The organism is Glycomyces sp. NPDC021274 (assembly GCF_040641195.1).
Classification (GTDB): Bacteria; Actinomycetota; Actinomycetes; order Mycobacteriales; family Micromonosporaceae; genus Glycomyces.
The window spans coordinates 159,017-180,188 of sequence record NZ_JBFADC010000009.1; the positions used below are offsets into that span (position 1 = coordinate 159,017).

A 21,172-nucleotide genomic window follows, 5' to 3' on the forward strand; every position below is an offset into this window, starting at 1 on the left:
CCCACGATTCTGTATACCCCTGGACGAAGAGCCAGCGATAACTGGCCGAACGGTTGATATGTCGCTTCCACTGCGGCAGAGCCGGGTGACTCATAGTGAATGCATCCCCCGTGTAGCGCGCGGGAGGACGGGCGGTCCGACTGGAACGGGCCCCGTGCCGCAAGGCCCCGGCCCGAAAGGGCCGCCCGTCCACCCGCTGCGTCTCCCCCACTCTGCCTCCAAGCATTGCAGCACCGGCGGCGCCCCCGGCGTACAGGGTGTGCGTCCTTACAGGAGACGATGCCCTCAGGTGGCGGTGCCCGCGACGAACGGCAAGCGCGAACCCGCGGCCCGCAGGAGCCGGCGCCCTGCGAGCCGTTGCGGTCAGGAGACCTTGGCGGCCTCGAGGTACTCCTCGGCCCAGGCGGTCGACGCCGGGTCCTCGCCGAAGGACTTCAAGGTCGCCTGCGCCCATTCGCGGGCCGCCTCGACCTGGCCGTCCTCGTCGAGGAGTCGGGCGTAGCGGGCCACGATCGCGCGGCGCGCACGGCCCAGCGCGGGCTCGTCGTGGTGCATCGCAAGGGGTTCGAGCATCTGCAGGGCCCCGGCGCGGTCGCCCTTGGCGGCGCGCACGTCGGCCAGGAGCGCGGTGTTGGCCGCGCGGCCCGGTTCGAGCACGTCGTCGGTGACGAGCGCCAGCGCTTCGGCGGCGGCGGCCTCGGCGGTGGCCAGGTCGCCGAGTTCGAGGGCGCATTGGCCTCTGAGGTTGTGCGCCAAGGAGATCAACAGTGGATGGCCGGTCTTCGCGCCGTACTCCTCTGCGCCTTGGGCGAGGTCGAGGGCGTGGTCGAGCGCGCCGATCGAGCGGGCCGCGAGGGCCCGCACGTACTTGGCGAAGCCGCGGCCCCAGTCGTCGTCGATGCGCTCGAAGTCGCGGAACGACTTGCGGGCGGCGGCGTCGGCGCCTTCGGGGTGGCCGAGCGCGACCTGGGCGGCGGCGCCGATGGCGCGCAGGAGCCCGACGGCGAACACGTCGCCCGAGCGCTCGCCGATCGGCATGAACACATCGGACAGTCGCTTTGCCTCGGTGAAGCGCCCGGCCATGAGGAGCGCGAACGCGGAGACGCCGCGCACCCAGGCCCGGCCGACCAGGTCCATTTGGCGCGCAAAGGCTTTCGCGGCCTCGCGGAGCACGTCGTCGGCGCCGTCGAAGTCGCCGCGGGCCACCAGGACCCACGCGCGGTGCTGGAGGGCCCAGGCGAGGCGCTTGTCGTCGCCGACGCCGAACGCGGTGTCGTAGGCGTCGAGGAAGCGGGCCTCGGCTTCGGAGAGGTGCCCGGCGAGGAAGTCGAGGAGGCCGATGCGGCACTGCGCGTCGCAGCGCGGCCCGGCGAGGCCTTCGCGCCGGGAGAGTGCCAGGGCCGCGGTCCAGGCGGTGCGGGCGTCCTGGAGTTCGCCCTTGTACCGGTGCAGCCGGCCGCGGAGCAGCAGCAGCTGGGCCACGAGTTCGGCTTCGTCCTCGGCGAAGTCGTCGCCGAAGAGCCGCCCGGAGGGGTGCTCCTCGTGGTCGTCGCTGGGGACGATGAGGCCGATGTCGATGGCGAGGCCCTCGATCTCGGACTCGGCCTCCACGCTGCGGCCCAGGCGGGTGAGGGCCCGGCCGCGCAGGAGGCGGTCGTCGAAGGAGAGGGGCGCGAGGCCCTCCACGCCGTTGAGGAGGGCGACGGCGCGCTCGGGCTCGGAGGCGTCCATGGCGCGGGCCGCCTGCTTGCGGACGGCCTCGACGGCGAGCGGGAGGACGTTCCAGACCTCGTCGAGCGCTTCGATCTCGACCTCTTTGGCGAGGGTGACGGCCTGCTCGGCGTGGTAGACCACGAGGTCGTCGGCGCTCTGGCCTTCGAGTTCGGTGTCGGCGGCCCAGCGGGCGATCTCGGCGTGCGCGTGCGCGGCGTCGGCCTTGCCGATGGGCGCGTAGGCGGCCTGGCGCAGCAGCGGGGTGACGAAGCGGTAGCCGCCGTAGGAGCGGCGGCGCAGCATGCGGCGGTCCAGGAGTTCCTGGAGTGCGGCCTCGAACTCGCCGGGGACCTCCTTCTCCAGGAGCTGCGCGGCCTCGGGGGGCACGGCGTCGCCGAAGATCGAGGCGGCGCGCAGCAGCGCGCGGGCCGCCGGCGTGAGGGCGTCGATGCGGGCGCCGAGGACCTGCGCGAGGTCGCGGGAGAGCACGCGGCCGGTGAGCGACCCGGCGGCGAGGCGCCAGTGGTCGCCGTCGCCGGAGAGCAGGCCCTGCTCGGTGAGGAGCGTGACGAGTTCGGCGAGGTAGTACGGGTTGCCTTGGGCGAAGCCGAGGAGGCGGTCCTCGTCGGGCTTGGGCATGCGCCCGCCGCCGAGGAACTCGCGGAGCAGGCGGGCCGCGTCGGCGCCGGCGAGCGGCGGCAGCGGGTGCACTTCGGCCTCGGAGATCCGGGTGAGGACGCCCGAGGAGCGGGTGAGTTCGGGGCGGCCGTAGAGCAGCACGAGCACGGGGCCGTGGATCTTCGCGAGCGCGACCCCGAGGGCGTCGATGCCGGCCGCAGAAGCCGTATGAAGATCGTCGATGTTGAGCACCAGCGGGCCCTGGGTGGCCATGTGCGTGATGAGCTCGGCGACGGCTTCAGGAATCGTGTACGCGTCGGACTGCTGGCCGGTGAACCCGCCGACGCGGTCGGCCGCGCCGGGGCGGCCGTGGCCGAGCAGGCCGAGGAGCAGCGTGATGTTGAGGCGGCATTCGCCGTGGTCGGCGTGCCCGTCCGCGATGCGCCGGAGCTTCGCCTCGGCGGTGGCGCGGTCGTCGTCGAACCGCATGCCGGCGGCCTTGCGGACCAGGTCGGCGAGGGGGCCGAAGCGGCGGCCCTCGCCGTACGGTGCGACGCGCACCGTGAGGACGCGGGCGCCGCGTTCGGTCGCTACGGTGCGCACTTCGCGGGCGAAGCGGGTCTTGCCCATGCCGGCTTCGGCAGTGTGGATGAGCACCAGCGGCTCGCCGCGGTCGATGACCGCTTCGAGCCGGCCGTTGACCCGTCCGATCTCGGCGTCGCGCCCGATGAACGGCGCGGTGTCGCCGAGGCTGGCGCGCGTCCCGGGCTCGTCCTCGAGGCCCAGGAGCTGGTAGACGTCGACGGGTTCGCGCTTGCCCTTGAGCCGCACGGGGGTGAGGCGGCGCCAGGCGGCGGCGTGCTTGGTGGAGCGCATGGTCTCCTCGCCGGCCCAGATGGTGCCGACGGAGGCGATCGCGCAGATGCGGGAGGCGGTGTTCACGGTGTCGCCGATGACCGTGTACTCGAGGTTCGCCTGCATGCCCGCGACGACGAGGCCGGAGCGCAGCCCAATGCGAAGTCCGATGGGAAGACCACCACCGGACTCGGCTTTGAGAAGGCGACGCACCCGTTTCTGCATGGCCTGAGCGGCCCGGACGGCCCGCTCGGCGTCGTCCTCGTGCGACAGCGGCGCGCCGAAGACGGCCATGAGGCCGTCGCCCATGAGCTTGTCCACATGCCCGCCGAACTCGTTCACCGCGGAAACGCACTCCGCCAGCAGGCGGTCGGTGACGGACGAGACCCGCTCGGGGTCGAGGCTCTCGGACCAGGTGGTGAAGTCGGAGAGGTCGGCGAACAGCACCGTGACGTACCGGCGCTCCGTCTGCGGGGCGGTCGCCTCCGGGGAGAGGGGCGCACCGCAGTTGTGGCAGTAGCGCGCGCCGGGCACGGTGGGCACGGAGCAGAATGGGCAGGTCACAGCAGCACCAACGCCGTGGGCAGGGTGTGTTGTTCCCCACTCCTTGTGGGAATGGGGTGGTTCTTGCAATTCACGCTCGCAAGGATACGTGGCCTACCTGACAGATACCTGTGTGCAGGAGCACAAATACCCGGGAAGCGGGCACCCCGCTCAGCCGAAAAGCTGAACCCGCCCGCCTCGAACCGGACACCCCGACAGCACCCACCGACCCCGCCCGCCCCGATAAAATCCCCTGACACGAGCCGAACCCCTCCAGGCTCCGCAACGAAAGCCCCCAATATGGCCCCGAACGTTCCCTCGTCGGATGTCGACCCGCCCTCGACACCCCCGATCGTGGTGCACCACGTCCAGAATCCTCGAATACTGCTCCTCGGCCTCGGATTGCTGGCGGTTGCAGTGCTCGTATGGATGGCGCTGTACCTCACCGATCCGCATTCTCCTCCATCGATAGCCTGGTACTGGCCCCAAGTCGCCGGTGCGCTGATCGGCGGGATCCTCGGAGTCGGGCTCGTCTCGTCCCTCCGGCGCCGCCACCTTACGTATGACTCGCAGACTCGCACTGTCACAGCGCGCGACCGGATCTGGGGGTTGTGGCGCGAGTACCCGTGTGAAGGCTTCGACCGGCTCGAATACGAGGCCGGGACCGGCAGGCTCTACCAGGTCCGCGCCGACGGCAAACGCCGACGCGTCCCGGTCGACCGCCACGAAGCGGTCCGCGCCGAGTGGCGCGCGTTCATCGACCAGTTCGAGCGTGATCACGCCCCCGCCGAACCAGAGTCATCATGAGCGACGGCAAGGCCGCGGCTCCGGAGATCACCGTCCGCTTCAATCGCACCGCCGCCGCTTCGTGGCTCGTGTTCGGGACGGCGATGCTGCTTGCGACCGTGCTGTACGACCTCATGTCAGATCGCAGGCCGCTCTTCCAGTACGGGGGCACGCTCTCGATCATGCTCACCTACTTCGTCGCCATCGGGTGTGCGACGAGCGGCGCGACCCAACTCATCCGGTCGCACTACTTCACCTACCGCCCCGATATCGAAACGCTGGTGGTCAACGGTGGAAGGACGTATCCGCGCAGCGGATACCGCTGGATCGGCCGGACGCAGCGCGGCGCGATCGTCGAATTCGGGCCCGGAGGCGCGTTTCATCGAATCCCCGTTTCACGCTCCAAGGCGGACATCGAGGATTGGAAGGCGTTCGTCGACGAGATCGACCTCATCGACGGCAACGACCCGCCAGACCCGTCGCGGTGACTCCGAACGCGCCGAGGCCCGGTCCGCTTCGCGGGCCGGGTCCCGATTGTCCGGCGTTCTGATCACTTCAGATCCGGCGTTTTGATCGCTTTGACTTCGGGCAGGCCAGGGGCTCATTCTCGTGATCAAAACGGCGGCCGACCACCCGTGACGACCGCGGCCAGCGCCTGCTCACCGGATTTGCCAACTCTCGCGCCGCTTGCGGCGTGTCCGAGATGCTGGCCGGTCGGGTCGGACGGATCGCATTGTGGCCGTTGCCCATCGGAGAACGGCAGTCCGTCTGGGAGACATTCGTCGACCCGCTTTTCAATCCCGACACGTCGCCACCGAGAATCGAACCGATTACTCGGCCGGAGATCGTCGCTCTCCGCGGCACCTGCTTTTGCAGGGCAGTTCAACCACGTACCGACCGACCCTGACTGAAGTTCGTCGAACTCGGACCGCAGCTCACGGAAGGAGCGTAAAGGCCTGGGTGTGTGCGGGGCGAACAATGTTGAAGTGGCGGTGGTCGATCGTGGCGACCTCGCGGATGCCGAGGCGTTCCGCCAACGCGACTACTGAAGCGTCCACCGCTCCGAGCGGCAGATCGGCGTATTGCTCGACCAGATCGGCGATCCGCAACAGCTCCTCGTCCGTGGTCGGGCTGAGCGTCAATGGTCCTCGCGGGTCGGCGAGCGCCCGCAGGAAGATCGCCTCGGCCTTGGATCCCCGGTTGCGATCGAGGAGCCAGCAGACTTCGGTCAGGACCGGTGCCGGAATCAATAGCGGTACTCGAACCGTGCGGAACCACTCAACACAGCGAGAATGGTGGTCGTCGTCGTTGTCCATCAACGCGACCAGCGGGCCGGTGTCGACAACGATCAACGGGCGTCATCCTCGTCGCGCAGGATCTCCTCGTGCCGCTCGGCGAGGTCGCCCCGACCCGACGAAAACGACCCGACCCAGTCGGGCAGGGCGGCGTCGTCTCGGGCAGGGTCCGGCATCGCGTAGCGGGCCCGGATCCAGGTGAGCGCCTCGGCCGCTTGCGGCTCGCCAAGGTCCTCGACCAGCCGGTGCAGCAGCTCCTTGCTCGTCATTTCGGCACCTCCCTTGCGTGTCGGCTTCAAGCGTACGGGGTCTGGCGCTGAAATGCGCCGAGGCCCGGTTCCGCAAATGCGGAACCGGGCCTCGATTGGCTGCTTGGTTAAGCGGTGACCAGGCTGGCCTTCTGGAATTCCTTGACCGTGGTGTAGCCGGTCTTGGCCATGGCGCGGCGCAGGCCTCCGAAGAGGTTCTGGCTGCCGTCCGAGGAGTTGCTCGGGCCGTAGAGGATGGCCTCCAGGTCGGGGACCTCGACGTCGCCGGAGTCGCCCGGGCGGAAGCGGCCGCGCGGGAGCTTCGGGTGCGAGGCGGCGGAGTGCCACCAGGCGCCGGCGGCCGGGGACTCGGCCGCGTCCGCGAGGATCGAGCCGAGCATGACCGAGTCGGCGCCGCACGCGATGGCCTTGGCGATCGCGCCGGAGTTGGTCATCTCGCCGTCCGCGATCAGGTGCACGTAGCGCCCGCCGGTCTCGTCGAGGTAGTCGCGGCGCGCGGCCGCGGCCTCCACGATCGCCGAGGCCATCGGGACGTCGATGCCGAGGACCGTGTCCGTGGTGGACCAGTCGTCGGAGCCGACGCCGACGATGACGCCGGCAGCGCCGGTGCGCATCAGGTGCATCGCCGTCTTGTAGTTGGTGGCCCCGCCCACGACGACCGGAACGTCCAGGTCCGCGATGAACTGCTTCAGGTTCAGGACGTCGCCGCCGGAGGAGACGTGCTCCGCGGAGACGATGGTGCCCTGGATGACCAGCAGGTCCACCCCGGCCTCGACCGCGAGCGGCGCGAGTTCGGCGGTGTGCTGCGGGCTGAAGCGGATGGCGGTGGTGATCCCGCCCGCGCGCAGTTCGGCGATCCGCTCCGCGATGAGCTCGGGCTTCACCGGCTCGGCGTAGATCTCCTGGAGCCGCTCGATGGCGGTCTCGGCGGGCGTGTCCGCCAGCTCCTTGAGCAGCGAGTTGGGGTCGACGTAGCGGCACCACAACCCTTCGCCGTTGAGCACCCCGAGGCCGCCGAGGCGGCCCATCTCGATCACGGACGTCGGGCTCATCGTCGCATCGGACGGGTGCCCCACAGCCGGGATCTCGAACCGGTAGGCGTCGAGCTGCCATTCGGTGGAGACGTCGTCGATGTCCCGGGTCCGCCGGGTCGGCACGAGCGCCACTTCGGACAGCCGCCAGCCCCGCGCCACGATCTTGCCGGGGCCGATCTCGACCAATTCCCGCACAGTCACTCCTCCTACAGGGCCCGACTACCGCGTGTGGTAGTTGGGTGCTTCAACAGTCATCTGGATGTCGTGCGGGTGGCTCTCCTTGAGGCCCGCAGCGGTGATCCGGACCAGCCGTCCACGCTCATGCATCCCCTCGATCGTACCGGCCCCGGTGTAGCCCATGGCACTGCGCAGTCCGCCGACCAGCTGGTAGACCACCTGTGCGAGGGTCCCGCGATAGGGAACCTGGCCCTCGACGCCTTCGGGGACGAGCTTGTCGTTGGAGTCGACGCCGCCCTGGAAGTACCGGTCCTTGGAGTAGGACCTGGCCTCGCCGCGCGACTGCATGGCGCCGAGCGAGCCCATGCCGCGGTAGGACTTGAACTGCTTGCCGTTCATGTAGATCAGGTCGCCGGGGCTCTCGGCGCAGCCGGCGAACAGCTGTCCCATCATGACCGAGGACGCGCCGGCGACGATGGCCTTGGCGATGTCGCCGGAGTACTGGATGCCGCCGTCGGCGATGACCGGGACGCCGCGCTGGCGGGCGATGCGGACGGTGTCCATGATCGCCGAGATCTGCGGCGCGCCCACGCCCGCGACCACGCGGGTGGTGCAGATCGCGCCGGGGCCGACGCCGATCTTGATGGCGTCCGCGCCCGCGTCGATCATGGCGGTCGCGGCCTCGGCGGTGACGATGTTGCCGCCGATGATGTCGACCTTGTCGCCGAAGTCCTTCGCGACGCGCGAGATCATGTCGAGCACGCCGCGCGAGTGGCCGTGCGCGGAGTCGACGGACAGGACGTCGATCCCGGCCTCGACGAGCTGCCCGGCCCGCGCGTACTGGTCGTCGCCGACGCCGATCGCGCCGCCGACGCGCAGGCGTCCGACGTCGTCCTTGGAGGCGTTCGGGAACTCTTCGCGCTTGGAGAAGTCCTTGACGGTGATGAGGCCGCGCAGGTGGCCGTCGCCGTCGACGATCGGGAGCTTCTCGATCTTGTTGGCCTTGAGCAGCGCCAGGGCCTCTTCACTGGAGACGCCCTCGGGGGCGGTGACCAGGTTGCGGGAGGTCATGACGGAGGCCACGGTGACGGACATGTCGCTTTCGAAGCGCATGTCGCGGTTGGTGACGATGCCGATGAGCTTGCCGTCCTCGTCGGTGACGGGGAGCCCGGAGATGCGGTAGCGGCCGCAGAGCTTGTCGACCTGCTCGAGCGTGTCGTGCGGCGAGCACGTGACCGGGTCGGCGACCATGCCCGACTCGGAGCGCTTGACGAGGTCGACCTGCTGGGCCTGCTCTTCGGCGGACATGTTGCGGTGGAGGATGCCGAGGCCGCCGAGGCGGGCCATGGCGATCGCCATGCGGGCTTCGGTGACGGTGTCCATCGCGGCCGTGAGCAGCGGCACGGAGATGCGGATGTTGCGGGTGAGCTGGGAGGAGGTGTCGACCTCGGACGGGATCACGTCGGATTCGCCGGGCAGGAGCAGTACGTCGTCGAAGGTCAGGCCGAGTGGGATGGCACTGGCCGCGCCCATCGGCACCGTGGTGCCCCCGACCCTTTCACCGGCGGCACCCTCGTGCCCCTGAATTCCGAAATCCCCTGAGAACGCCATGGGTCAATCGTAGTGCCGTAACCTGCGTCGCTCCGCAGCGCACACGTCCCCTTGAGGTGTGATTCGCAGCAGGAATAACGCGAATTGGGGGGATGACCGGACGGGCCCGGGAAGAGCAGCGGATCTGCAAACGTGGCGAAGCCTCGTTCACCCGCCGCCTTTGCCAGGCCCGTTTCGGCTTTAACCGGTTTTGTCCTAGAAAAGGTCGCTGACTTCCTCAGAGGCGGCTTCGAACGTGTCCGACTCCGACACGGCCTCCCACGCGTCGCTCGCGCCTTCGCTGACGTCCTCCCAGACCTCCGTGGCGTCGATGTCGGTCACGGCGTCGGCGACGCCGTCCACCACGTCGTCGAAGATCTCTTCTACGTTCTCGCCGAAGCCGTCCATGGCCGTCTCCTCAGTGTTGAGTGGGTTGACTTGCGGCCCATGCTAACGAGCGGCCGGTGCGTTGTCATCATGCGGAGTGCAGGCTGGCACGCATCCGGGAGTCACCGCCCGCGCACCGCGGCCGACTGGCAAGGTCGTTGCCAAGGGTTAGGCTGGTGAACGTGTATGAGGAGCCACGCGACCCGTTCGCCGACGATCCCGACCACGCGGAGGCGCTCGCCCCGTTCGAGCCCGAACTGGACGACGACGACCGCGCGGACCTCCTCGAAGACCTCCACGAACTGGAGCTGTTCGAGAAGGTCCTGCAACCGCAGGGCTACCGCGGTGTCGTCGTCGACTGCGCCGACTGCGACGAAGCCCACTACTTCACGTGGGGCCTGCTCATGGCGAACCTGCGCGGCCTCCTGGAGGCCAACTGCGCGCAGGTCCACGAACCCGCCTTCGACCCCGACCCGGCGCATTACGTGACCTGGGACTACGCCCGCGGGTTCTCCGACTGCTGGCTCATGACGCACGGCGAGGACATGGCCTAGGCGACGCCCCTCGCCGGCCCGCTCAGGCGACCGCCTCCTGCAGGGGCTCGTCCGCGCGGGGCTCGCGGGCCCGCTTCGCAGCGGCCTCGGCCTTCGCTTTGCGGTGCTGCTCCAGCACGTCGAGCCGCTCGGCCGCGAGGATCGCTCGCGTCAGCCCGGCCCGCACGTACGGCGCGTCGGACCCGGTGTTCTTGACGAACTGGATGCCCATGTTGATCAGGCCGATCGCGATGGCGTACATGAGCTCGTCCTGCAGGCGGTCGTTGTAGAGGAAGATCCCGATGATGACCACCGGCAGGGCGTAGAGCCAGGCGGCGGGCGCCCAGGATTCGAGGCGCTGCAGCGTCATGATCTCTCCCTTGGGGACGGTGGAGAGGCCGGCCTTGCGGGCCCGCGCGTTCGCGTCGCGCGCGAACCACAGGCATGCCGAGATCAGCACCGCCACCGTGATGACCCCCAGCGGTGAGAAGATCACCCACCACCGCCGCTGCACCAGGGTCGGGAACAGGATGTAGACGAACGGGTAGATCGCCGTGGCCCGCATCATGAACGAGGCCGCGGCCGTGCGCAGACCGGTCCAGCCGCGCCTGCGCAGCGCCGAATGCGGCGTGATGTCGGCGAAGATGTTCAGGTACAGCCGCACACCTGTGAGCGCGTACGTGAGGGCGACGATCCGCACCGGCAGGTTGTCCCAGGCGTCCGGGATCGGGTAGTCGGCGGCGCGGATGTCGTCGAGGAACGGGATGCCCTGCCCCGAGCGGTTGAAGAGGAAGTTCGCGTACTCGACGTACTTCGCCTGCCAGAAGAGGTCGAGGTCCCGCGACCACCAGGTCAGCACCAGCGCGATCGTCACCCACGCGATGAACGCGCAGGCGATCGCCCAGCGCTTGAGGGCCTTCTCCTGCCGCAGGTGGTGGGCCTGGATCGGATGCGTCTTCCTGTCGGTCGCCTTCGCCTGCCTTCTGCGGACCTTCGCGATGGCGCGCTGCCTGCCGACCTCCAGTGCACCGGGCACGATGCCCTTCACCCGCTGCCACAGCGTCCTGGGCTTCCCGTACTCGGCCGCCTCGAGCACATCGATCTCGCGCACGAAGAGCTCGCGGATCTCCTTGAACGAGCCGGGTCCGGGCTTGATGCCGGAGACGATCAGGCGCCGCTCCGGGTCGGCGTCGAGCAGGTCTTCGAAAAGACGGGCGAGACCGACTGAGGCGACATAGAACTGGTCGGGCACCGTGCCGTCGGCCGTGCGGGGGATGCCTCCGATCGCGATGAGCACCATGCCGAGTGAGTAGAGGTCGGCGAGGGGGCCGCCCTTGCCGGTGGCCCTGACCTCGGGCGCGATGTACCCGGATTCGCGGGACTCGGCGCCGACGAGCGTCCGGGTGTGCAGGAAGTTCACACCCAGGTCGATGAGTTTGAGCCGCCGCCCCTCCTCCTGGACGATGATGTTCGACGGGGTGAGGTCGTTGTGGTGGCCGACCTTCTCCGCCAGCACGGCCATCGCGTCGAGCAGGGCGGTGCCGAGGACGCGCAGCTCCTTGACGTCGACGGGCCGCAGGAGCTCGGACTTCGGCGCCTTGTAGCCCTTGCGGCCCTGGCGCTCCTCGGCGATCTTGCGGAGGTGGTCGGTGAGCGTCGTGCCGTCGACGTACTCCATGAGCACCCAGCTGTCGTGGCTGGCCCACACCGTGACCAGCGGCGACCGCTCGGGGCGGACGCCGCCGAACTCGCGCGCGTAGTTCCTGGTGGCCTCGACGATCGCGGGGGTGCGCAGGTACGGGTAGATGAGGCATTTCAGGGCATGGCACTCGGGGCGGCCGACCGCGGGGGCGACCGAGTCCACTTTGACGATGATCGACGTCGTGCCCTGACGGTGAAAGGTCATGGTGGCGAAATCGATCGTGGCCCATACCGCCGCCGTTTCGTCCTCTGGCGACGGTGCGTACAGCTGCTTGATCGCGCGTTGCACATGCGGATGGGCGACGAGCTCGCCGCACAGCTCGTCCGCCGGGCGGCCGGCGATCTCACTGCTCCCGTACGCCTCGCCGTGATAGCGCATCCGGTCCGAACGGTGCATCGAGACGAGCGTGAGCAGGAAGAACCCGAGGTAACCGGCGGTCGCGTGCGTCACCCGCTCGTCGGCCTCAGGATCGGACCACCAGGCCCACAGCTCGTCCAGCTCGGTGCACCGCTCGATGCCGAACCGGTCCGCGTAGGCCCGCTCGTCGAGCGGCACGTCGAGCAGGGCCGCGCGCCAGTCCGCGGCGTCCCAGGTGTCGAGTGCCGTTGCGGCGTCGCGGTTCTCGGCGCGGCCGGTCAGGTGCGCGCAGGCGGCGCTGAGGAGGTCAACCGACGCGCTTGCCATCGGCGGTCCTCACCGTGACGATGCGGGGCACGGACCGGAAGGACCCGTCGCGGAGCTCCGCGACCGGTATCCCCTGGATCGCGGCGGCCATGACGGCGTGGGCGTGGCGGGCGGCCTCGATGAGCGCGTCGCGGTCCCTGGTCTGGTTGCCGACCTCCTTCATCCACGGCAGCGGGGCGAGGTCGAGCACCTTGGGGCCGTCGCCGGGCTCGGTCATCCAGCGCTGCAACTGCCTTCGCTGCGTGCGGTACTGGAACTGGGAGGCGACGTAGGCCTTGCCGAGTCCTTTCTGGATGCGTTCCAGGTAGGCGATGGAGTAGCGGCGGCCGGGCGAGAGGCGGGTCGGCGGGGGCTTGAGCGGCTTGGTGCTGAGGGAGAGCACGTGGGTGCAACCGTCTTCCAGGGCTAGGAGGTGGGGGTGGGCGGTGAGCACGCCGCCGTCGAGGGCGCGCTGGCCGCGGAACATGCCGGTGCCGGGGACGGCGACGGGCATCCAGCAGCTCGCCTTCAGCGCCGACTTCAGGTCCTCTCTGGACTCGAACTCGTGCGGGCCGATCGGCGTGAGGCTGTCCACGAGGCTGATCGTCACGTGGAACTCGGCCGGGCTCTTCAGGATCTTCTCGAAGTCGAGCGGCTTGATCTTCTCGAGGACCTCCTCGAACGCGTAGTCGAGGTTGAGCATGGGGCGCTTGGTGAACATGTTGCGCATGTCCACGAAATCGCGCGTGCAGAGGTCGTCGAAGTAGATGGTCAGCGGGTACCAGCAGTCGCCGCCCGCCATGAAGTAGGCGGCGTTGATGGAGCCCGACGAGGTGCTGTACACGGCGTCGAAGACCCCGCGCAGGCCCAGGTCGTCGAGGGCGACGAGCATCGCGGCGGAGGTGACTCCCCGCATCCCGCCGCCCTCGACGGCCAGGCCGAGCTTGCACCCGTCGACCCTTGAGCCCGGCGCGGAGCCGGCGGCTTGGCGCGCCCGGATCAGCTCGAGGACGGGGTGATCGTCGTTCCAATACCGGGGGGCGTCATGGGCGTATGCATCGGACAATTCGGCCTCGCTCAGGGGTGCGGTGCAGCGGCGGAATCGGATTGTCCTCAGAATACCGGAAACGGCCACAATGCGCAGACCCGAAATCGGCGTGCACGTCCCCGCTCGCCCCTCGGTGACACCCGGGGACCAGCGGGGACGCCGCTCACGCGGGGATCACTTCACGCCGAGCAGGCCGAGTGCCTCCTCATAGTGGGCCATCGCCTCGTCCTGGAGCTCAGGCTTCTCCAGCGACTCGATCATGAGCTGCTGCCCGGCAATCAGGTGCTCGCCGATCTTCCACAGCATCCCGGACTCGTCCTCGAAGAACTTGCCGGTCTTGGTGTCGATCCAGCCGACCTCGTGCAGCTTCAGTTCGTCGCCGAGTTCCGCCCGGATCTTGGCGGCATGGGTGAAGCCGTCGATGGCCTCGAACCGAAGCTGCTCGGCGAGCTTCGGGTCCTGGGAGAGGTGGGAGTCCCGCAACGCTTCGAGGGCCTTGTCCCATGCGAAGTGGTATTCGCGCTGCCAGACGGGGTCGATGTCCTGGACCCATCGACCGATCCAGGCAGTGCAGTTGGGTGGGCAGTCGTTGAACTCGATGGCGAACCCCGGGCAGTCGGTGTTGATCACCACCGTCCCGGGCACCGGCCCAGGAACGACGGGAGGAAAGCAGAGCTGCGTCCAGTAGCCGGGGCCGGCTTGGACAGCAGTGGTCGGGATGATCATGGTCGTGCTGACGGCAAGGGCGAATGCCAGCAAGATCCGCCTGAGGAGGCGCATATTCGGGTCCTTTCGAAGGGCGACGGCTCACCTACAGCATGTCAGTGCAACATGGACACACGGGGACCCAGAACGCCGATTGACCAAATAGCGACAAACATCGATCTAGCCCTGTGCGGAAGCACTACCCCGAGGCGACCCTGCGCGCGTCGCGTTCGATCGCGGCGCACATCCGGTCGCCCTTCCACGTGGGCCGCCACTGGACCGGCCCCCTGGCAGGCTCCGTGAAGACGGCCACCGGACGCAGCCCCGCGCCCTTGTCCTCGTCGGAGCTGATGCCATGCAGCGCAGGGTCTTCGGTGTTCCGCTCAACGATGAAGCGGATATGCCCGCCCATCCCCGTCGAGTAGGAGAAGTCGCCGAGCAGGACCCAGCATTCGGGTTCAGCGGACACCGGCGGACCCCCCGAGGACCTCGACGCAGTCGAGCAGGGTCTCCAGCCGGTGGCGATCGCGGTAGCGGTCGGCGAAGAACAAGGACAGCGCCATGCGGTCGGCGTCGCTCCAGGCCTTGCGGTGGTCCGGGTAGATCGTGAGCTGCGCCGTGACGGGCTCGATATGGTCCACGACGCCGATGTCCACGGGTTCCCCCGGGTAGAGCTGCCGGAGGACGACCGAGCCGGGCTCGGCGTCCGGGATCAGGCCGGACACGACGCGGCCGGTGAAGTCGGCGGTGCCGATCTTGATGCCGCTCATGCCAGCAGCTCCGCGATCGCAAGGCACTCGGCGAGCGGGCCGGGCACGGGACGCGGCTCCCGCCGATGCGCGCCGGACCGGCGCGGACGGCGACGCAAGTGCAGGTCGTCGTTGGTGATCTCGCCGGAAGCGACGGCTTCCGCGTGCTGGGCGCGGCTGGCGTTGAGCACGAACGCCCGCGCGGCCGACTTCCGGTACTCGCAGCCGTGACGGCCCCAGCGCTGGCCGCACCATTCGCAGCGCAAGCGCCCGAACCCGAGCCAGGTCCGGTAGGGCCGGTGCAGTTGGAGCGCGGTCTTGGCCCAGGCGGGCACGTTGTCGCGAGCTAGGCTGAGTAGTGCCATGAGAGCACGCCTCTCTTGTGTAAGCGGCCCGCGCGGGAATCTCGCCAAAGATTTGTGTACCGCGCGGGCCGCGCCTATGAGCGGCCGAATGCAGTTGTCAATGTTGCCCGCCCCCGAACGGGGGTCCGGGGACGGGCACCGGCTGATCCCCCACCGAACCAGCCGACATGGAGCGAAGTCCACCTTGATCGATCACGCCTTGCGGCTACGACCGTGACATTAGGTTGACACAACTGATGCACCCAACGCAAGTCTCTGGACAGTGGAATTCGGAAAATGTTACGCTGCATAGAGATCAGCGCAACACTCATGTGGCGCATGAGGCTTCTGGGGGTATTCATGGCCAAGCCCAACCCGCCCACCGCTCGAGCCCGATACATCGGCAGGACGATGCGCACCTACCGAGAAGACCTGGGATTCAAGGGGTCTGAGGTTTCCGACCACATCGGCAAGACGGCTGCGACCCTGAGTCGCTATGAGTCAGGCGAATACCCGATGCCCGGTGACGTGTTTCTGACACTGCTCGACCTCTACCGTGTCAACGACCCTCTGGAGCGGGCGAGCCTGATCCAGATCAACGAGGACGCGCCGAAACGCGGCTGGGTGGATTCGTTCCAGCCCTACATCAAGAACCTCGCCAACCACATCTGGATGGAGGGCGAAGCTGAAGAGATCCAAATCTTGGAACTCACCGTCATGACCGGCATCGCACAAACTCAGCGGTTCGCGGAGGCCTTGATGAGCAACGGCCCAATGCGGAAGGATCCGGTCACCCTCCGGCGACAGATCGAGGCGCGAATGCTGCGCACCAGCGTGCTCACCAAACGCAACGGCCCGCAGATCAAGCTCCTAATGCATGAGTCGATCCTCAGCCAGCGCGTCGGAGGCACCGAGGTGACCGCAGAGCAACTGGAACGACTGCTTGAAATCGCCGAGCTCCCGAAGGCGGAAATCAGGCTCCTTCCGATTGATGCCTGGACCCACATCGCAGCCGGAATCGGGGTCGGCTACACCATCTTCAAACTGCCTGAACCACTCCCCGCCGTGGTGTACATCGACAGCGTTGCCGCCGCGATCTACGAGGAAGACCCTGACATAGACTCGTTCAAGAGCACCTACGATGCGCTCTGGAACGACGTCGCCCTCGACTCCAAGGCGAGCGCCGAGCGCATCGCCCGAGAGTTGAAAGAAGTGAAGCGCGAATGAGTCAAGCGGCCGGTCAGCAGCGGATCTGGCGCAAGAGCACCCGGAGCCAGAGCACCGGCAACGGCGACTGCGTCGAAGTCGCCTGCGCCCACTGGCGCAAGAGCACCCGCAGCGCCAATACCGGCAATGGCGACTGCGTCGAGGCCCGCCCCGCCCCGGCCGGCTTCGAGCTCCGCGACTCCAAGCTCGGCAGCGACTCCCCGATCTTCGCCCTCCCCACGGCGGACTTCACCACCCTTCTCGGCAACCTCAAATCCGGAGCCGGCTCCTAGGCACTCCGGCACACACGACCAGGCGCGCTTCCCACTGCAAGGGGAAGCGCGCCTTCTCTTCGCCCCCACAACGAACTACCCCGGCTCCATCAAGATTCGCTAGGCTCCTCTACGCCCCTCCCGAATTCGGAGTCTCCGCAGTGGCCTCGATCGAAGCTTTGACCGCCGCCATCCGAACTGCAATCACTCAGACCCGGCAGCTTCTCGCGGATCTCCGCGGCTCGCAAACTCTGACAGAGGAATTGCGCGACCAGCTCGCTGACCTCGGTGTCGACGCCAAAGCAGCACAAGTCTCCGGAGTCGCAGCCGGCCTCGAAGCATGCCAAGCGCAGACGAGCAAGATCGCCTCCCGACTCGAAGCCGCCCTGGCCGCAGCCGAAGCCGCTCGCGCCGGCCGCGCTTTGAGCGGAGGCGAAAGCTCGCCAAGCGACATCCGGTCACGGAATGCGGATCCGCCGTGGACACGGCAACCTCCGGTTCCGGGGTTCACACACCGCAGGCCCGTCGCCGAATGCATCGACGCGGTTCGGCGGGAAGGTTGGCCCCGCAACGCCCAGGGCCGCACCTCCGCGCGCGGATTCCTGTACACCGGCGATGGGCGGCCTGTGAACGCCGAAACCTTCCGGCCGCATCGGAAGGGTCATGCGCCACCATGCGGCGACTTGCGAGAGCCATGGCGCTCGGATGAGCACTACACGACCACCTGGCACGCCGAGCGGGACGCTGCGGCCGAAATGCGAAGATGGAAATTGTCCGAGGCTGTCCTGTACCTGAATGTCCCGACCTGCGGCAAGGAAAGCGGCGACCCCTACCGTTGTGACGTCAACTTGGAGAAGATTCTCCCCGAGAAGGCCGTGCTGTTCGTCTGGACCGTTCACGAAGACGGGTCACGATCGAGGCGCCGTTACATCGGAACCGGAGAGGCGATAGATGACTGACGCGCAGGACCGCTGGGCCGGTCTGCAGGTTACGAACAATCCCGAGCTCGAAGCACGCCTTCGTGAACGAGTCGACACACTCTCTAGCCGCGAACTCGCCGAGTACGCCCATTCGCTCGGTCTCTACCCGCCCGGGTTCGAAGAAGGCAGGAACCCGCCCATCGCATTGGCGTGGCCTGCTTGGATGCCCGATGATGCCGATGGTGTGCTCGTCTGGGACATCGGCGACGGCGACGAGTAGCCGCCCTCGGAACCGATACATCTACCGCGGCAACGGAAAGGCCATCGCATGAGCGACCCTTTGATGCCCTTGGCGACCACGGACCCGGAGATCGAGGCCCGTCTGAGGGAACGCGCTGACGAGCTTTCAAGCCAGGAACTCGCGGCATTCGCTCACAGCCTCGGCGTGTTCCCGCCGGGCTACTCGGAGGAAGTAGACCCCCCACTGGTGATGTCGTGGCCGCCGGGATCAGAACTCGATGGCCCAGGGCAGCTGGTGTGGGATCTCCGCCACGACGAATAGTCGTGCCAGAGCCGGGCGGGAGATGCATTCGATGGGCAAGCCGGTAACTGATGATCCGCAGCTCATGGCGGATCTGGTCAGGATGTACATGGAAGAGGGCACACCGGACCCCGAGCTGTACGAGTACGCCACAGCCCGCGGCGTCCAGGCCCCCGCAGACATCGACCAGCGCGACAAGCGCTCGCTGTTCTCGGTCCGCTTCCCTCCCGGCTCGGACATCGGGACCCTCGAATGGGACTGGTGATCCCCCGACAAGGCACCGAAAGATGACTGGGGCCCCAGACCGTTGTGCAGGGTTGTAGGTTACGGAAGACCCCGGTCTCGAGGCACGCCTTCGTGAACGAGTCGACACACTCTCCAACCGCGAACTCGCCGAGTACACCTCTTCGACGGGAACCCCCATGCCCCGCAACCCCCGCCCCGACCGACGCCCGAGTCGCCCATTGGGGCCTCCCCTCAACGCCCGCCGAGAAATCACGCTCGCGATCGCGCTGCCGCTCGCGGCCGTCGCGCTGACGGCGATCGTCCTGTCGCTGCATCTGTTCGTCTCCGAACCGATCCCAGGGTGGGGCAAGGCCCTCGGCTTCGCTGCCATCGCAGCGCCCGTGGTCGCCGCGACCGTCCTGTGCTTCCGCGGTCGGGCTCGCCGGAACTGGAAGGCCACCTTGGTATTTCCTCTGCTCATCGCTGCGGGTTCCGGTGCGCTGGTACCGGCCTTCAACCAGTTCGCGCTCGCGCATCACGGCATCGATGTCGAGTGCGCGGTTTCCTACCGAAACGACTACATCGCTCACATGGAAGACGGCGACGAACCCAAGTCGGAGCACGAGTTCAGGTGCGTCGGGTGGGATCCGCCGACGCTGACGACCGGCCGCGACGAAGCACTCGAGCGCGGCGACCACCTGATCATCGTGTTCGACCCGCTCGGCCGGGTCGACCCGAGCTTCGGCGACCCGAGCCTGGCCGGAGGGTTGATGTTCACGCCGTTGACACTGCTGTTCATCGCAGCCGCCACGGCGATCCGGCTCTACCTGATCGACGACGGCACCATCAAAACCGCCCTGACGACCCGACGCCGCTAGAACGGGCTAGACGGGTGCTGTAGTCGATCTCCGTGACCTTGACAAGTGCGGGGTGAGAGGACTCCACCCTATCGCGCGATAAAGAACCTAGAGTGACCCGAGGCACATCGTTCGCGTCGGCGGTAGCGATGAATCTGCGGGGCGGGTGAAGTCTCAACTACATCAACGGCAGTCACCAGGGAAGGTCAACCACATGAGTCAGCTTCTCAGAGTCCAGAACTTCGTCGTGTCGCTGGACGGGTTCGGCGCTGGTGAGGGCCAGAGTCTCGAGCGGCCGTTCGGCCATGCCAACCCGGCGGAAATGATGTCCTGGGCGGGCGCGACGGCGAGTTGGCCCAACCGCACCGACCCGGGCGGGACCCGCGGCCTGGACGACTACTTCACCCGCGACTTCAAGCACAACATCGGCGCGGAGATCATGGGCGCCAACAAGTTCAGCCCGCACCGCGGCCCTTGGAAGAACCTCGACTGGCAGGGCTGGTGGGGTGAGGAGCCGCCGTTCCACACGCCGGTGTACGTGATGACGCACCACTTGCGGCCGTCGTTCACGCTGTCGGACACCACGTTCCACTTCACCGACGCCGACCCCGCGTCGGTCCTCGAAGCGGCGAAGGAGGCCGCTCAGGGCAAGGACGTGCGGCTCGGCGGCGGTGCCACGACCATTCGCGAATTCCTCGAGGCCGGCCTGGTCGACACGATGCACGTCGCCGTCGCGCCGGTCGAGCTCGGCTCCGGTGTGCAGCTCTGGAAGTCCCCGGAGGAGCTGACGGACCGCTTCCACCTCGAGGTCGTCCCCAGCCCGAGCGGCGTCACGCACCACCTGTTCTGGAAGAAGTAGTCGATTCGAAGCGGCTCTCCCCCACTCGGGGAGGGCCGCTTCCGCGTTCATGACGCTACGGTCGGCGGGTCCCCACGATCGTCGACAGATCAGGGGCAAGGCGCACCTCGGCGGCCAGCAGCGCCGGGTGCTCGAGCCAGCGCAACCGCGCGGTGTCCGGCCGGCCCTCGTGCATGGGCGGCCACTCGGTCAGCGGCGTGAAGTCATCAATGACGACGCTGCCTCCCGAGCGAAGCAGCCGCTCCGGGTCGGCGGCGGCACCGCGCTTGCCGTTGCCGCCGCCGTCGACCACGAGCAGGTCGAACGGGCCGTGATCGTTGATGATGGTCCAGTCCCCGTGCAGCACTGCAACATCCGGCACGTCGGCGAACAGCTCTGAAACCCTCGCCGCTCGCTCCGCATCGCGCTCCACGCTCACCACCCGCACCCCCGGCCGCCGTCCCGCGACGAGCCAGGCGAGTCCCACGCCGCAACCGGTCCCGGTCTCGCCGATGCTCCCGGCGGCACCGCCCGCCAGCGCGTACAGCAGCCGCCCCTGCTCAAGACGACATGAGGAGGAGAACCCGAGCTGCTCCGCAAGCTCGACGGCCGCAGCGACGACCTGCGGCAAGCCCTGAGCCCCCGCATAGCTTTCGGTTCCCTTGATCGACATCGCCGACTCCTCGCGGTTCGCTTGTGGCCCTTAAGGGTCGTGGCCAGGCTCTCATGGCGAGGTCGGCGACGGCGAGGAGTTCCGCGGCGGTCGCGCCGTCCTGGGCGGAGCGCGACATGCCCCGGACGACGGCCGCGATGAACTCGGCGAGTGCGTCCGTATCGGCGTCTTGGGGAAGTTCGCGGTTCGCGACGCCCTCGCGGAGGCGTTCGGCGACGGCCGCCCGCGACTGGAGCCGGATCTGTCGCAGCTCCGCTTCGACTTCGGCGGCGTCGGGGCCGTGGTTGACCGCGCCGGAGATGACCAGGCAGCCGGGCGGGTGGCCCGGGTCGGTGTAGTTGGCGGCGATCTCGCGGAGCATCCGCTCGATCGCGCCGCGGGCGGTGGGTTCTTCGGCAAGCGCCGCACCGGGAAAGGCGCCGTAGGTCGCCTGGTATCGGGCGACGGCTTCGCTGAAGAGGCGGCGCTTGTCGCCGAACGCGGCGTAGAGGCTGGCGGGCCGGATGCCCATCGCGTCGGTGAGGACGGCGATGGAGGCGGGCTCGTACCCGTACTGCCAGAACACGCGCAGGGCCTGCTCAAGGGCCGCGTCTCGGTCGAAGGACCTGGGTCTTCCTCTGGTCACCGAC

General features: G+C 68.2%; 24 protein-coding genes. 10 read left to right on the plus strand and 14 right to left on the minus strand.

Translation table 11 applies throughout. The features are described 5' to 3' along the window. Nucleotides 1–363: 363 nt before the first annotated feature. Nucleotides 364–3,729, minus strand: coding sequence for an adenylate/guanylate cyclase domain-containing protein (locus AB0I03_RS19605; RefSeq protein ID WP_360414783.1), 3,366 nt, complete (start codon nucleotides 3,727–3,729; stop codon nucleotides 364–366). Between the two features lie 429 nt (nucleotides 3,730–4,158). Here AB0I03_RS19605 and AB0I03_RS19610 point away from each other — a divergent pair, with 429 nt between their 5' ends. Next, nucleotides 4,159–4,536, plus strand: a complete 378-nt coding sequence (locus AB0I03_RS19610) for a hypothetical protein (RefSeq protein ID WP_360414785.1) — start codon at nucleotides 4,159–4,161, stop codon at nucleotides 4,534–4,536. Further along, entirely contained in the window at nucleotides 4,533–5,003 is a 471-nt protein-coding gene (locus AB0I03_RS19615; protein WP_360414787.1) for a hypothetical protein, read from the plus strand. Before AB0I03_RS19610 ends, AB0I03_RS19615 begins: the two co-directional genes overlap by 4 nt. A 447-nt stretch (nucleotides 5,004–5,450) precedes the next feature. Here the strand turns inward: AB0I03_RS19615 and AB0I03_RS19620 are convergent, their stop codons facing one another. The 5 genes from AB0I03_RS19620 to AB0I03_RS19640 form a co-directional block, all read right to left on the minus strand. Beyond that, a complete protein-coding gene (locus AB0I03_RS19620; protein ID WP_360414789.1) occupies nucleotides 5,451–5,867 on the minus strand; it encodes a PIN domain-containing protein in 417 nt (138 codons plus the stop codon). Then, nucleotides 5,864–6,079, minus strand: coding sequence for a hypothetical protein (locus AB0I03_RS19625; RefSeq protein ID WP_360414791.1), 216 nt, complete (start codon nucleotides 6,077–6,079; stop codon nucleotides 5,864–5,866). The genes AB0I03_RS19620 and AB0I03_RS19625 overlap by 4 nt, the downstream gene beginning before the upstream one ends. Nucleotides 6,080–6,186: 107 nt before the next feature. Then, nucleotides 6,187–7,308 (minus strand): GuaB3 family IMP dehydrogenase-related protein, encoded by a 1,122-nt coding sequence (locus AB0I03_RS19630; RefSeq protein WP_360414793.1) that lies wholly within the window; start codon nucleotides 7,306–7,308, stop codon nucleotides 6,187–6,189. Nucleotides 7,309–7,332: 24 nt separating this feature from the next. After that, nucleotides 7,333–8,823 (minus strand): IMP dehydrogenase, encoded by a 1,491-nt coding sequence (gene guaB, locus AB0I03_RS19635; RefSeq protein WP_360414927.1) that lies wholly within the window; start codon nucleotides 8,821–8,823, stop codon nucleotides 7,333–7,335. Between the two features lie 273 nt (nucleotides 8,824–9,096). Continuing rightward, nucleotides 9,097–9,288: a hypothetical protein gene (locus AB0I03_RS19640; RefSeq protein WP_360414795.1), complete on the minus strand. Its 192-nt coding sequence runs from the start codon at nucleotides 9,286–9,288 to the stop codon at nucleotides 9,097–9,099. A 161-nt stretch (nucleotides 9,289–9,449) separates the two neighbouring features. Between AB0I03_RS19640 and AB0I03_RS19645 the strand changes: the two genes are divergently transcribed. Next, entirely contained in the window at nucleotides 9,450–9,821 is a 372-nt protein-coding gene (locus AB0I03_RS19645; protein ID WP_360414797.1) for a DUF5319 family protein, read from the plus strand. A gap of 22 nt (nucleotides 9,822–9,843) precedes the next feature. Here the strand turns inward: AB0I03_RS19645 and AB0I03_RS19650 are convergent, their stop codons facing one another. The 6 genes from AB0I03_RS19650 to AB0I03_RS19675 form a co-directional block, all read right to left on the minus strand. After that, the gene (locus tag AB0I03_RS19650) at nucleotides 9,844–12,186 is read right to left on the minus strand and encodes a protein kinase (RefSeq protein WP_360414799.1); all 2,343 of its coding nucleotides are present in this window, start codon (nucleotides 12,184–12,186) and stop codon (nucleotides 9,844–9,846) included. Further along, on the minus strand, nucleotides 12,167–13,231 hold the full coding sequence (locus AB0I03_RS19655; RefSeq protein ID WP_360414801.1) for a patatin-like phospholipase family protein: 1,065 nt from the start codon (nucleotides 13,229–13,231) through the stop codon (nucleotides 12,167–12,169). The genes AB0I03_RS19650 and AB0I03_RS19655 overlap by 20 nt, the downstream gene beginning before the upstream one ends. 156 nt (nucleotides 13,232–13,387) lie before the next feature. Next, nucleotides 13,388–13,993 (minus strand): hypothetical protein, encoded by a 606-nt coding sequence (locus AB0I03_RS19660; RefSeq protein WP_360414803.1) that lies wholly within the window; start codon nucleotides 13,991–13,993, stop codon nucleotides 13,388–13,390. A gap of 124 nt (nucleotides 13,994–14,117) precedes the next feature. Then, complete coding sequence (locus AB0I03_RS19665) at nucleotides 14,118–14,387, minus strand: hypothetical protein (protein WP_360414804.1); 270 nt, start codon at nucleotides 14,385–14,387, stop codon at nucleotides 14,118–14,120. After that, on the minus strand, nucleotides 14,377–14,688 hold the full coding sequence (locus AB0I03_RS19670; RefSeq protein WP_360414806.1) for a hypothetical protein: 312 nt from the start codon (nucleotides 14,686–14,688) through the stop codon (nucleotides 14,377–14,379). Before AB0I03_RS19670 ends, AB0I03_RS19665 begins: the two co-directional genes overlap by 11 nt. Continuing rightward, complete coding sequence (locus tag AB0I03_RS19675; protein WP_360414808.1) at nucleotides 14,685–15,032, minus strand: hypothetical protein; 348 nt, start codon at nucleotides 15,030–15,032, stop codon at nucleotides 14,685–14,687. Before AB0I03_RS19675 ends, AB0I03_RS19670 begins: the two co-directional genes overlap by 4 nt. 339 nt (nucleotides 15,033–15,371) lie before the next feature. Here AB0I03_RS19675 and AB0I03_RS19680 point away from each other — a divergent pair, with 339 nt between their 5' ends. The 7 genes from AB0I03_RS19680 (at nucleotide 15,372) to AB0I03_RS19710 (ending at nucleotide 19,891) form a co-directional block, all read left to right on the plus strand. Next, on the plus strand, nucleotides 15,372–16,238 hold the full coding sequence (locus tag AB0I03_RS19680) for a helix-turn-helix transcriptional regulator (RefSeq protein ID WP_360414810.1): 867 nt from the start codon (nucleotides 15,372–15,374) through the stop codon (nucleotides 16,236–16,238). Continuing rightward, nucleotides 16,235–16,510 carry a DUF397 domain-containing protein gene (locus AB0I03_RS19685; protein WP_360414812.1) on the plus strand — a complete coding sequence of 92 codons (276 nt, stop codon included), beginning with the start codon at nucleotides 16,235–16,237 and terminating at the stop codon, nucleotides 16,508–16,510. Before AB0I03_RS19680 ends, AB0I03_RS19685 begins: the two co-directional genes overlap by 4 nt. Before the next feature lie 140 nt (nucleotides 16,511–16,650). Beyond that, nucleotides 16,651–17,448, plus strand: a complete 798-nt coding sequence (locus AB0I03_RS19690) for a DddA-like double-stranded DNA deaminase toxin (protein ID WP_360414814.1) — start codon at nucleotides 16,651–16,653, stop codon at nucleotides 17,446–17,448. Next, nucleotides 17,441–17,689: a hypothetical protein gene (locus AB0I03_RS19695; protein WP_360414816.1), complete on the plus strand. Its 249-nt coding sequence runs from the start codon at nucleotides 17,441–17,443 to the stop codon at nucleotides 17,687–17,689. The genes AB0I03_RS19690 and AB0I03_RS19695 overlap by 8 nt, the downstream gene beginning before the upstream one ends. A 313-nt stretch (nucleotides 17,690–18,002) precedes the next feature. After that, nucleotides 18,003–18,215: a hypothetical protein gene (locus tag AB0I03_RS19700; RefSeq protein ID WP_360414818.1), complete on the plus strand. Its 213-nt coding sequence runs from the start codon at nucleotides 18,003–18,005 to the stop codon at nucleotides 18,213–18,215. Between the two features lie 199 nt (nucleotides 18,216–18,414). Beyond that, complete coding sequence (locus AB0I03_RS19705; RefSeq protein ID WP_360414820.1) at nucleotides 18,415–19,053, plus strand: hypothetical protein; 639 nt, start codon at nucleotides 18,415–18,417, stop codon at nucleotides 19,051–19,053. Nucleotides 19,054–19,246: 193 nt separating this feature from the next. Next, nucleotides 19,247–19,891 carry a dihydrofolate reductase family protein gene (locus tag AB0I03_RS19710; RefSeq protein ID WP_360414822.1) on the plus strand — a complete coding sequence of 215 codons (645 nt, stop codon included), beginning with the start codon at nucleotides 19,247–19,249 and terminating at the stop codon, nucleotides 19,889–19,891. Between the two features lie 55 nt (nucleotides 19,892–19,946). On the opposite strand, the gene AB0I03_RS19715 is transcribed toward AB0I03_RS19710, so the two are convergent. After that, nucleotides 19,947–20,543, minus strand: a complete 597-nt coding sequence (locus AB0I03_RS19715; protein WP_360414824.1) for an SAM-dependent methyltransferase — start codon at nucleotides 20,541–20,543, stop codon at nucleotides 19,947–19,949. Continuing rightward, on the minus strand, nucleotides 20,431–21,168 hold the full coding sequence (locus tag AB0I03_RS19720; protein ID WP_360414826.1) for a TetR/AcrR family transcriptional regulator: 738 nt from the start codon (nucleotides 21,166–21,168) through the stop codon (nucleotides 20,431–20,433). Before AB0I03_RS19720 ends, AB0I03_RS19715 begins: the two co-directional genes overlap by 113 nt. Nucleotides 21,169–21,172 lie beyond the last annotated feature (4 nt).

Bases quoted from the DNA above. Each gene is read 5' to 3' on its own strand.
- AB0I03_RS19610 (WP_360414785.1), top strand. From the start codon at position 4,159: ATGGCGCTGTACCTCACCGATCCGCATTCTCCTCCATCGATAGCCTGG.
- AB0I03_RS19615 (WP_360414787.1), top strand. From the start codon at position 4,533: ATGAGCGACGGCAAGGCCGCGGCTCCGGAGATCACCGTCCGCTTCAAT.
- AB0I03_RS19625 (WP_360414791.1), bottom strand. From the start codon at position 6,079: ATGACGAGCAAGGAGCTGCTGCACCGGCTGGTCGAGGACCTTGGCGAG.
- guaB (WP_360414927.1), bottom strand. From the start codon at position 8,823: ATGGGCGCGGCCAGTGCCATCCCACTCGGCCTGACCTTCGACGACGTA.
- AB0I03_RS19640 (WP_360414795.1), bottom strand. From the start codon at position 9,288: ATGGACGGCTTCGGCGAGAACGTAGAAGAGATCTTCGACGACGTGGTG.
- AB0I03_RS19650 (WP_360414799.1), bottom strand. From the start codon at position 12,186: ATGGCAAGCGCGTCGGTTGACCTCCTCAGCGCCGCCTGCGCGCACCTG.
- AB0I03_RS19660 (WP_360414803.1), bottom strand. From the start codon at position 13,993: ATGCGCCTCCTCAGGCGGATCTTGCTGGCATTCGCCCTTGCCGTCAGC.
- AB0I03_RS19670 (WP_360414806.1), bottom strand. From the start codon at position 14,688: ATGAGCGGCATCAAGATCGGCACCGCCGACTTCACCGGCCGCGTCGTG.
- AB0I03_RS19675 (WP_360414808.1), bottom strand. From the start codon at position 15,032: ATGGCACTACTCAGCCTAGCTCGCGACAACGTGCCCGCCTGGGCCAAG.
- AB0I03_RS19680 (WP_360414810.1), top strand. From the start codon at position 15,372: ATGGCCAAGCCCAACCCGCCCACCGCTCGAGCCCGATACATCGGCAGG.
- AB0I03_RS19685 (WP_360414812.1), top strand. From the start codon at position 16,235: ATGAGTCAAGCGGCCGGTCAGCAGCGGATCTGGCGCAAGAGCACCCGG.
- AB0I03_RS19695 (WP_360414816.1), top strand. From the start codon at position 17,441: ATGACTGACGCGCAGGACCGCTGGGCCGGTCTGCAGGTTACGAACAAT.
- AB0I03_RS19700 (WP_360414818.1), top strand. From the start codon at position 18,003: ATGGGCAAGCCGGTAACTGATGATCCGCAGCTCATGGCGGATCTGGTC.
- AB0I03_RS19710 (WP_360414822.1), top strand. From the start codon at position 19,247: ATGAGTCAGCTTCTCAGAGTCCAGAACTTCGTCGTGTCGCTGGACGGG.
- AB0I03_RS19715 (WP_360414824.1), bottom strand. From the start codon at position 20,543: ATGTCGATCAAGGGAACCGAAAGCTATGCGGGGGCTCAGGGCTTGCCG.